Annotated in this window: 11 protein-coding genes, 1 tRNA gene and 1 pseudogene; 1 reads left to right on the top strand and 12 read right to left on the bottom strand. The window is 50.2% G+C overall.

Annotated elements, in window-relative coordinates; translation table 11 throughout:
* Positions 1 to 399 (top strand): tyrosine-type recombinase/integrase (locus B4N58_RS09800; RefSeq protein WP_291748691.1); only part of this gene is annotated, 399 nt, incomplete at its 5' end.
* On the opposite strand, the gene B4N58_RS09795 is transcribed toward B4N58_RS09800, so the two are convergent.
* From B4N58_RS09795 to thrS, 12 genes and pseudogenes are all read right to left on the bottom strand, one after another.
* Complete coding sequence (locus tag B4N58_RS09795; RefSeq protein WP_291748688.1) at positions 392 to 1,087, bottom strand: hypothetical protein; 696 nt, start codon at positions 1,085 to 1,087, stop codon at positions 392 to 394. The genes B4N58_RS09800 and B4N58_RS09795 overlap by 8 nt on opposite strands.
* 6 nt (positions 1,088 to 1,093) lie before the next feature.
* On the bottom strand, positions 1,094 to 1,651 hold the full coding sequence (locus B4N58_RS09790; RefSeq protein WP_291748685.1) for a hypothetical protein: 558 nt from the start codon (positions 1,649 to 1,651) through the stop codon (positions 1,094 to 1,096).
* Between the two features lie 2 nt (positions 1,652 to 1,653).
* Positions 1,654 to 2,463: a TIGR04255 family protein gene (locus B4N58_RS09785; RefSeq protein WP_291748682.1), complete on the bottom strand. Its 810-nt coding sequence runs from the start codon at positions 2,461 to 2,463 to the stop codon at positions 1,654 to 1,656.
* Positions 2,464 to 2,577: 114 nt separating this feature from the next.
* Positions 2,578 to 2,654 (bottom strand) — tRNA-Pro (locus B4N58_RS09780).
* 27 nt (positions 2,655 to 2,681) lie between these two features.
* On the bottom strand, positions 2,682 to 3,065 hold the full coding sequence (locus B4N58_RS09775; protein ID WP_008249966.1) for a MerR family transcriptional regulator: 384 nt from the start codon (positions 3,063 to 3,065) through the stop codon (positions 2,682 to 2,684).
* Between the two features lie 37 nt (positions 3,066 to 3,102).
* Positions 3,103 to 3,378: pseudogene (locus tag B4N58_RS09770) on the bottom strand (integration host factor subunit alpha); the annotation flags it as partial.
* 119 nt (positions 3,379 to 3,497) lie between these two features.
* Complete coding sequence (pheT, locus tag B4N58_RS09765; RefSeq protein ID WP_291748680.1) at positions 3,498 to 5,930, bottom strand: phenylalanine--tRNA ligase subunit beta; 2,433 nt, start codon at positions 5,928 to 5,930, stop codon at positions 3,498 to 3,500.
* Positions 5,931 to 5,975: 45 nt separating this feature from the next.
* Positions 5,976 to 6,938: a phenylalanine--tRNA ligase subunit alpha gene (pheS, locus tag B4N58_RS09760; protein ID WP_369745970.1), complete on the bottom strand. Its 963-nt coding sequence runs from the start codon at positions 6,936 to 6,938 to the stop codon at positions 5,976 to 5,978.
* 219 nt (positions 6,939 to 7,157) lie between these two features.
* On the bottom strand, positions 7,158 to 7,514 hold the full coding sequence (rplT, locus tag B4N58_RS09755) for a 50S ribosomal protein L20 (protein WP_008249959.1): 357 nt from the start codon (positions 7,512 to 7,514) through the stop codon (positions 7,158 to 7,160).
* A 15-nt stretch (positions 7,515 to 7,529) separates the two neighbouring features.
* Positions 7,530 to 7,727 carry a 50S ribosomal protein L35 gene (gene rpmI, locus B4N58_RS09750; protein WP_008249957.1) on the bottom strand — a complete coding sequence of 66 codons (198 nt, stop codon included), beginning with the start codon at positions 7,725 to 7,727 and terminating at the stop codon, positions 7,530 to 7,532.
* A 168-nt stretch (positions 7,728 to 7,895) separates the two neighbouring features.
* A complete protein-coding gene (infC, locus tag B4N58_RS09745) occupies positions 7,896 to 8,417 on the bottom strand; it encodes a translation initiation factor IF-3 (RefSeq protein ID WP_083797136.1) in 522 nt (173 codons plus the stop codon).
* A 30-nt stretch (positions 8,418 to 8,447) separates the two neighbouring features.
* Positions 8,448 to 10,355, bottom strand: a complete 1,908-nt coding sequence (gene thrS, locus B4N58_RS09740; protein WP_291748675.1) for a threonine--tRNA ligase — start codon at positions 10,353 to 10,355, stop codon at positions 8,448 to 8,450.
* Positions 10,356 to 10,419: the final 64 nt, after the last annotated feature.

Here is a 10,419-nt window from a genome sequence, read left to right as displayed (position 1 = left end):
GACGATTTGGACCAGAATACGCACAAAACCGAGCGCAGCAGCGGTATGACGGTATTTGTCCCAATGACAGCGGCGATTCGGGAGGTTTTAGACAGAGTCAAATCGATCCGCAAGATGCGCAGCATGTATGTGGTCCACACCGAGCATGGCCAGCCCTACACAGCCCACGGAATTGGCAGCGCTTTTGAGCGGGCCTGCGAACGCGCAAAGGTTTCAGGGGTAACTTTGAAGGACATTAGGGTCAAGGCGGCCACTGATGCAAAGAAGGCTGGCTACAGCATGGAAGAACTGCAAGTTGCACTGGCCCAGACGGACCAGAGCACTACGAAGGGTTATGTCAGGACCCGGGAGACGCCGGTGAGTCGGGTGGAGTTGAAATTACCAAAGATAATTAATTGACGATGACCGAATCGTTAAGACAGTCTTCCACTTTGTGTACTACAGGAAAGTTATCACGTATGGTCTGATAACCTGGAATATGAGAAAACAAAAAAACATCACCTTGTAACACAAATGCATTCATCAAGTTTAGCTTGACCTCTACAGCTATTTCTTTTTTCCGAGCTTTATTGATTGAACTGTCGTATTTGAGAAAAACAAAAATGTCGCAATGAAACTCCCCGTCCTCTTTTTCATTGGAGGAGTTATATATTCTGACTTGTTTGTTGTTAATTGGCTCAGGATGATTAAGAGATCTTAAAAAGCCTACACTTTGTTTGCAATAGCCAATGACCTTTCTAGGTTTGGCTCCATTTACATTTTCAGGAATTTCCCGTTGAATTAATAACGAACAGATTTTCTTGCTATGAGATGAATCCCAAGACATATATCTTTGACTAGACGCTCCCTTACCCCGTGGAAAAGCCTGCTGGGAGAAATTGAGATGCGAAAACTTGTACTCTAGATCTGGACCTAGATAGTGCTGAGGGAAATCGAGAGAACGAACAATAAATTCCTCATCAGCCAAAGGGCCATGACGCAAAGGTGAGGAGCCATCTAATTCGCAAACACCATCCGGATCCAGCCTCTCGATATCGCTGTGATCGTACGTCCCGGCGGATAGCAGATTATTTAAATCCTGACACATCGATCGTTAACGAATCAAATGTGGAAGGTTATCAATACTGTCGGTCACTTTATTTCCGTCATGGACCAGAGTTCCAGAGGTGACTTTTCCAGCGTCGCTCATACCGAAAATCGCGTCCCCATCAGAATCAAATTCTATTGCAACATATTTATCCCTTGACTGCCACATCACCCCTAGCTCTCCCATCTCATTCGAAATAACAGTAGGGGGCGGGACGTTTCTGATAAAGAGCTCTGTAAGAGTGGTTTTAACAACCTGCGCAAGTCTGGCCCTATCACCTGCCGAAGCTTCAATCATGAACGAAGCAGCTTCCACGTTTAGCTTTTCTAGAGCTCGTGCGTAGTGACCAAAGGGACCATGTGGATCAATAAGATTAAGTGGCATCCGCACTTTCTGTGAGGCGAAGAAATATTCAACTTCCTTTTGAAAAATATCATAAAGGTGTTGATAACTTACTCTCTGAGACAAAGATGTAACTGCAGGCGAAACGGGATCGCTGGTCAAACTACTCGGAGAATTGCCCCCATACATACTTCCAGTCCAAAAAAAGGTTGATACTTGCATTCTCACCCCAAAGAAATCGACTCAGTCGCTTCAGACGATAACAAATTCCTCAATGTCTCTTTATTCTGCTGATGAAGTGAATCAAACCATTCATTCATGTTACTGAGTACATCAAGTTGGAAACCAGCCACGCCCTTCAAAACGTTATTATCGGTAATTCTGTGAACACCATGAATACGAGCCGTTATAACGTCATTTGCTTGCTGTGTATTAATATTTAGAATGTTTAATACGGTATGGCAATCGTCAAATCTCTGAAACCACCCCTGGTTAACATGCCATAACCCATCAAAGTTCTTAAGGTTTGTTGGAAGATAAGAGGAACTTAAGTTGAACAGCGAGTGCGTAGCTTCCCTTGGGTCACCGGTCCGCACATTAAATACGTCTTGATATTCCAAGGCAATCGCGTTCACCCCAACATCCAGCGTTTTGGCAGACTGCAAGATTCTTTCAAGATATGAAAATGAAAACTCCTTGACCGGTGCCCATCTATCGTAAACAAAACAGGTGCAAGAGACTATTTTGGCACCAACGGAGATAACCCAGTCCACGCCGCCAGATTCAGAGGGTTTTACGAACTCCCTACCAATCTGACGATGTCTTATATTGGATTTTCCATTCTCAACTTTAAATTCAACTTCGTTGAGTGGATTCACCACAGTGAATCCTGTTGAAGGATTGCAAACTTCCGACACTTTGGTTACAAAAGCATCGATTTTATCCTCAGATACTTCCATCAATTCAAATGCGAACACCGAGGTCTCTATAGCGTGACGGCCCCTTATGGGTTCAATTTTTGATTTAACAGTCATATCAATCTCCTGCTACGATCTTACAACAAATCGTATCTGGGTGAGGTATTAGCGAATCCACTAATCTAAAAACAACAAGGGCCTAGCGATATAGCGCTAAGCCCTTGATATATTTGGTCGGAATGAGAGGATTCGAACCTCCGACCCCTTGCACCCCATGCAAGTGCGCTACCAGGCTGCGCCACATTCCGAGAAGGCTGGATTATACCCAGAAACGCTTAAGCTTTGAGTGCTTCGCGCAAATTTAGCAATTGTTCTTTCAAAACTTCGCGATCAATCAAAATTGGCAGCGGTGCGTCACCAGCAGGGCCATTTTTTTCCTGATCCAACCGATTGCGTGCGCCGTTGATGGTGAAGCCATGCTCGTACAGCAGTTCACGAATTCTGCGAATGAACAACACTTCATGGTGCTGGTAATAACGACGATTGCCGCGGCGGGTAATCGACTTCAATTGCGTAAATTCTTGCTCCCAATAGCGGAGCACGTGGGTTTTTACGCCGCACAGCTCACTGACCTCACCAATGGTGAAGTAGCGCTTGGCCGGAATGGGCGGCAAGCTTGCTGTGGGTGGCGCTCCGTCTGCGTTTACGGTTTTTTGCATTGAGTAATTGGCTTGTACTTAAATAATTTAGTGAAAATTATTCAACCAAAGCTTTAAGTTTCTGGCTGGGATGAAAGGTTACCACTCTACGCGCTGCAATGGGAATCTCTTCGCCAGTTTTTGGATTTCTTCCCGGGCGTTGGGGTTTGTCACGCAACTGGAAATTGCCAAAACCCGACAATTTCACAGAATCGCCACTTTCAAGCGTGGTGCGGATTTCATCGAAAAATGCATCCACGAAGTCTTTGGCTTCGCGCTTGTTCAGGCCCAGGCTGTCAAACAACATTTCAGCCAATTCAGCCTTGGTCAGGGAGCCCGAGGCCAGACCATCTTCAATCAGGTCCATGCGGTCAGAGCGCGTAGTAGTTTCGTTGCTTCGGTCGTCGTTCAACACAAATTGATCCACAGTGAGTTCTACCTATTTATCAATATTTATCGCAAGCGGGCCGCACAACGCTGGCCTGCCTGGTCAATCATTTTTTTCAACAAAGGCTCGATGTCTGCATCGGTCAAGCTGCGGTCGCTTGCTTGAAGGGTAAGCCTGAACGCCAAACTTTTCTCATTTAGATTCAGACCCTTACCTTCTTCTTTCGGTACGAATTCATCGAAAAGGATAACCGATTTCAGCCAAGCAAGGTTGTCATCTTTCACTTCCGTGAATGCTTTTTTTAGCTGCGCAGCAGCAATACTTTGCTCTACTACGAAAGCCAGGTCCCGAACCACCACAGGCTGTTTTGAAACATCTTTGAAAGCAGGCAATTTGCGGGTGTTCAAGCCATCCAACAGCAATTCGAACACGATGGGTGCCTGCGGCAAATCGTATTCTTGAGCCAATTTGGGGTGCAATTCACCGATAAAACCGATGGGCTGCTTGTTCACCAGCACACGAGCGCTACGGCCTGGGTGTAAGGCTGGGTGGGGGTTTGCGGCGTCAAATACCTCAAAATCCACTTTGCGGCCATGCAGCAGTTGCTCTACATCGCCCTTCACATCAAAAAAGTCGAGTGCGCGGTTGTTGCCTGCGGCCCATTGCAGCTGGTCAGCCAACCCATAAGCCAAACCGCCCACTTTCCAGGTTTGCTTAAAACCAGCCACGGTTTGTGCGCCGTCTTGTACTTTGTCGTCTTTCTCGAATACGCGCGCCACTTCAAACACACGCAAACGGTCTACACGGTGGCCCAGGTTGTGTTTCAACACACCGGTCAGGCTTCCGATCAAGGTCGAGCGCATCACGCTTAAGTGGCTGGCAATCGGATTCAGCAAGCGAACCGGGTTGGTGTTGGCATTGAAATCCGCCTCCCATTGCTCGGGCGTGAAGCTGTAGCTAACCACTTCTTGGTAGCCCAGCGCGGCCACTTGGCGGCGAATGGCATGGCGGCCAATCTTGCCTTCAGCGGCAGGCAACATTTTCAGTTTGCCCATGGGTGCACGCAGTGGCAGGCTGTCGTAGCCCACCACGCGAATTACTTCTTCGATCAAATCTTCTTCGATATTAATGTCGAAGCGGTAGCTAGGCGGGTTGACCACGTAACAAGTGTCGGTGCCCTGCCCCTCGGCGGTGAATTGAAAGCCCAGCTTGGTGAATACGTCTTTTACCTGCTCAACAGTGAATGGCATGCCAATCACCATTTCAGCACGCGCATGGCGCAGTTTGACTGGCTTGCGAGCAGGCAGGCTCAACACTTGGTCCAACACGGGGCCAGCCTGGCCACCACAAATTTCGAGAATCAAGGCAGTAATGCGCTCGATGTGCTCTGGAATGGTTTGGAAGTCCACGCCACGCTCGAAGCGGTGTGAGGCATCGGAGGAAAAATTGAATTCGCGTGCACGACCCACAATTGCATCGGGATGCCAAAACGCAGCTTCAACAAAAATATTGGTAGTGCCTTCATTCACTGCAGTGTGGTCACCTCCCATAATGCCAGCCAGTGCCTCTGGTCCATTGGCATCGCAAATCACGCCCATGTGGGGCTTCAGGGCCACTTCCATGTCGTTCAGCAGTTTCAGTTTTTCACCTTCGCGTGCCCAACGCACAGTCAGGTCGCCCTGCACTTTGTCCAGATCGAACACATGGCTGGGGCGGCCCAATTCAAGCATCACATAGTTTGAAATATCAACCAGCGCGTTCAAGCTGCGCTGGCCCGCGCCTTCAAGGCGATCAACCATCCACTGCGGAGTTTTTACGTTGTTGTTCACACCGCGAATTACACGCCCCGCAAACCGGCCACACAGGTCTGTGTTTTCAACATTGACTTTCAGCGTATCGCCAATCGTGGCTGCCACAGGTGCAAACGAAGGTGCATTCAGTGTGGCACCGGTCAGTGCTGCCACTTCACGGGCCACGCCCCACACGCTTAGACAGTCAGCGCGGTTCGGCGTCATTTTCAAGGTGAACTTCATCTCGTTCAAGCCGAGAAGCTCGCGCACATTGCCACCCACCGGGAAATCAGTGTTCAAAATGTGCAGGCCATCCACATCGCTGGGCACGCCCAGTTCTTTGCCAGAGCACAGCATGCCGCCACTTTCAACACCACGCATTTTCGTGGGCTTGATCTTGAAGCCGCCAGGCAGTTCAGCACCGGGCAATGCACAAGGCACTTTCAGGCCTTCGGCCACATTGGGCGCGCCGCACACAATTTGGCGTACGTCGCCTTCACCCACTTGCACTTGACACACACTAAGGCGGTCAGCATCGGGGTGCTTGTCTTTTTTCACCACCAAACCCACCACCACGCCGGAAAATTCCGGAGCCAGGGGTTCCAGTTCTTCAACCTCCAAACCCGCCATGGTGAGCTTGTCGCCCAACTCTTGCGTGTTCAAAGGGGTGTTGACGAGTGACTTCAACCAGGATTCTGTGAATTGCATCTTTTAATATCCAAAACTGGCTTGGTTAGACTTAATTAAGCTTGATTAATTGAATTGCTGCAGAAAACGAATGTCGTTTTCGTAGAACAGGCGCAAATCGTTGATGCCATATCGCAGCATGGTCAAACGATCGGGGCCCACACCAAAGGCAAAACCGGTGTAGGTTTCGGGGTCGATGCCCACGTGGCGCAACACGTTCGGGTGCACCTGCCCGCAACCCGCAATTTCCAGCCACTTGCCCTTGTTGGGTCCGCTGGTAAATGCCATGTCAATTTCCGCAGACGGTTCAGTGAACGGGAAAAACGAGGGGCGGAAACGGATGGTGATGTCGTCGGTTTCGAAAAAGGTTTTCAGGAAATCCATGAACACCGCTTTCAAATCAGCAAAGCTGACGCCTTCGTCGATCCACAAGCCTTCAACCTGGTGAAACATCGGTGAATGCGTGGCGTCGCTATCCACGCGATACACGCGGCCCGGCGCAATAATGCGAATGGGCGGCTTGTTGGTTTGCATGTAGCGAACCTGCATGGGCGAGGTGTGCGTGCGCAGCAGGTTGCCGCCAGTGCCTTCTACATAAAAGGTGTCGTGCATGGAACGCGCGGGGTGATTTTCCGGCGTGTTCAATGCAGTGAAGTTGTGAAAGTCGGTTTCAATTTCAGGGCCATCGGCCAAATCAAAACCAATGGTGGTAAAAATTTCTTCAATGCGTTCAAGCGTACGCATGGCTGGGTGCAAGCCGCCAGTTCCACGCATGCGGCCAGGTTTGGTTACATCAATGGCCTGTGCTTGCAATTTTGCCTGCATGGCTGCATCAGCCAACGCTTGGCGCTTGGCGTTCAGCACGGCTTCAACCTGCTGCTTGAGTTGATTGATTTCCGCGCCACGGGTTTTCTTTTCTTCGGGCGAAAGCGCTGCCATGCCTTTGAGCAACTCGGTGACTTTGCCTTGTTTGCCCAGAAACTGGGCCTTGATGTTTTCAAGACTGGCTGGGTCGGTTGCCGATGACATGGCCTGTTCGGCCTCGGTAAGAATGGCTAAAAGCGAAGCATCCATGGGTATTGGGTCGATTCTTTTTGAGATTGGAATGGCTTTGAGTAGAGCCCTGAATTGTACCGCCTGAAAACAAAAACGGAGCCCGAGAGCTCCGTTTTGTTTAGTCTTTTCGCCAACTTAAGTGAAAAACCTCAGAGGCTTCACTTGTGACAAAAATTTGACTTGGCTAGCGAATTAAGCCTGCGCTGCGCGCACTTGACCCACGATGGCAGCAAATGCTGCTTTGTCGGTCACTGCCAGGTCAGCCAACACCTTGCGGTCCAGGCCAATGGCAGCTTTCTTCAAGCCATTGATGAATACGCTGTAGGTCATGCCGTGTTCACGCACTGCTGCGTTGATACGGGTGATCCACAGGGCGCGGAATACGCGCTTCTTGTTGCGACGGTCACGGTATGCGTACTGACCAGCACGCATTACCGCTTGCTTGGCAACGCGGAATACATTGTTACGACGACCGCGGAAGCCTTTGGCTTGGGCGATTACTTTTTTGTGACGGGCGCGAGCCGTTACACCACGTTTTACTCTAGGCATTTGACACTCCTCCCTTTATGCGTAAGGCATCATGTCGCGCACGCGACCGATGTCTGATTTATGAATCGTTTCCATGCCGCGCAATTGACGCTTGCTTTTGGTCGTTTTCTTGGTGAGGATGTGGCGCTTAAAGGCGTGGCCACGCTTGATCGATCCGCTTGAACGGACCAAGAAACGCTTGGAGGCGCTCTTTTTGGTCTTCATCTTGGGCATCTTGGTGCTCCTATTACTGTTCAATATTCATTGAACCTGCTTGCAGGTGGCTTCGACGAAGCACTTTTCTGACCTGGTGGGCAATTTGTTGCGCTGTGATTTTACGCACAACGCAGCAAGCCCGCGATTATAACGCGGGTTTGCGAATGCTGGCAATCTTTTTGGAAATCATGCTTTCTTGCGTGGCGCAATCATCATGACCATTTGACGACCTTCCATTTTTGGCATTTGTTCAACCTGACCAATTTCTTCCAAGTCAGTGCGAACACGCTCCAAAAGGCGGGCACCAATGTCTTGGTGAGCCATTTCACGTCCGCGGAAGCGCAAGGTCACCTTGCACTTGTCGCCATCTTCCAGAAAACGGGTCAGATTACGCAGCTTCACGTTGTAATCGCCGTCGTCTGTTCCGGGGCGGAACTTGATTTCCTTGATTTGAACCTGTTTTTGTTTGGATTTGGCTTCCGCTGCTTTCTTTTGCTCTTGGTAGCGGAACTTGCCGTAGTCCATCAGCTTGGCCACAGGGGGCACTGCCTGAGGTGCAATTTCCACCAAATCCACACCGCCTTCTTCAGCCATGCGCAAAGCGTCTGGTGTTTTAACGATGCCTAACTGCTCACCCTCAATTCCAATGAGGCGCACTTCGGGGATACGGATTTCCTCGTTAATGCGATTTTTCTTTTCTGCTACGATGTCTAGCCTCTTTCTTCTGGTTAAATAAAATCAGGCCCTGCTGTTGATTTCACCCAGCAGGCGCTGAATAAAGTCATCAACAGGCAAGGAGCCCAGGTTTTCATTGCCGCGCAAGCGCACGGCAACTTGGTTTGCATCACGTTCCGCATCGCCGATTACGGCGATATACGGGGTTTTCTGCATTGTGTGCTCACGGATTTTACGATTGATCTTTTCATTACGCAAATCCGCCTCAACCCTAATGCCTTGTTTTTTCAACATTTGCACCACATTGTGAGCGTATTCATTGTGTGCCTCGGTGATTGTAGCAACCACCACCTGCACTGGAGAAAGCCAAACTGGCATGGCACCAGCATGGTTTTCAATCAAGATGCCAATGAAGCGTTCCATGGAACCCACGATGGCGCGGTGAAGCATCACTGGCACGCGGCGGCTGTTGTCTTCGGCCACATATTCAGCGCCCAAGCGACCAGGCAACTGGAAGTCCACCTGAATGGTGCCGCACTGCCATGAACGACCAATCGAGTCTTTCATGTGGTATTCAATTTTGGGGCCATAAAATGCGCCCTCGCCCGGCAACTCGGTCCACTGCACACCGCAAGCCTTCAAAGCCGCGCGCAAGGAGTCTTCTGCTTTGTCCCAGGTTTCATCGGCACCCAAACGGGCTTCAGGGCGCAAGGCCAGCTTCACATTGATTTCATTGAAACCAAAGTCTGCGTATACCTGCATGGCCACTTGGTTGAACTTGGTGACCTCTTCCTGCACCTGGTCTTCGGTACAGAAAATATGGCCGTCGTCTTGGGTGAATCCACGCACACGCATGATGCCGTGCAAGGCACCCGAGCTTTCATTTCGGTGGCACGCACCAAACTCGCCATAGCGCATGGGCAAGTCGCGGTATGAACGCAAATCGCTCTTGAATACCTCGATGTGACCCGGACAGTTCATCGGCTTTAGGGCGTAGTCGCGCTTTTCCGATTCAGTGGTGAACATGTTTTCTTTGTAGTTGTCCCAGTGGCCAGACTTCTCCCACAACTTACGGTCAAGAATCTGGGGGCAACGAATTTCCTGATAGCCACCGTCGACGTACACCTTGCGCATGTACTGTTCAACCTGTTGCCACAAGGCCCAACCCTTGGGGTGCCAAAACACCAGGCCTGGGGCTTCGTCTTGCATGTGAAACAAATCCAGCTGCTTGCCCAGTTTGCGGTGGTCGCGCTTTTCTGCTTCTTCTAGTCGATGCAGGTAGGCTGCCAGGTCTTCTTTCTTGGTCCAGGCGGTGCCGTAAATACGCTGCAGCATTTCATTGTTGGAATTGCCGCGCCAGTAGGCACCCGCTACTTTCATCAGTTTGAAATGCTTCAGTTTGCCGGTGTTGGGCACGTGGGGGCCACGGCACAGGTCAATGAATTTACCTTCGCGATAAAGCGAAATGTTTTCGTTGCTGGGGATGCTGGCAATAATTTCGGCTTTGTAGTGTTCGCCCTGGTCTTTGAAAAATTGCACAGCGTCGTCGCGCACCCATTCTTCTCGGGTAACCACTTCATCGAGCTTGGCCAGCTCGGCCATTTTCTTTTCGATTGCTTCCAGGTCTTCAGGCGTGAAGGGGCGTTCGTAGGAAAAGTCGTAATAAAAACCGTCTTCAATCACCGGACCAATGGTAACTTGCGCCGTAGGAAACAATTCCTTCACGGCGTAAGCCAGCAAATGGGCGGTGGAATGGCGGATCATGTCCAACCCTTCTTCGTCTTTTTCAGTGACGATAGACAGGCTGGAGTCGTTGTCGATGGTGTAAGAAGTATCAACCAGCGTGCCGTTCACCGTGCCGGCCAGGGCGGCTTTCGCCAAACCGGGCCCGATGCTGGCCGCCACTTGGGCGACAGTCACAGGGTGATCAAAAACACGTTCGGATCCGTCAGGCAGGCGGATAACTGGCATATGTACTTCCCTTACGAATGGATTGGCTTGGGTAAAACTTTTAGCAACCCTCTATTTTAGCCTT

It is taken from the genome of Limnobacter sp. UBA3528 (assembly GCF_002377005.1).
Lineage (GTDB): Bacteria > Pseudomonadota > Gammaproteobacteria > Burkholderiales > Burkholderiaceae_B > Limnobacter.
The sequence above is the reverse complement of the archived record's forward strand: the minus strand, read 5'-3'. Positions and strand labels throughout refer to the sequence as shown.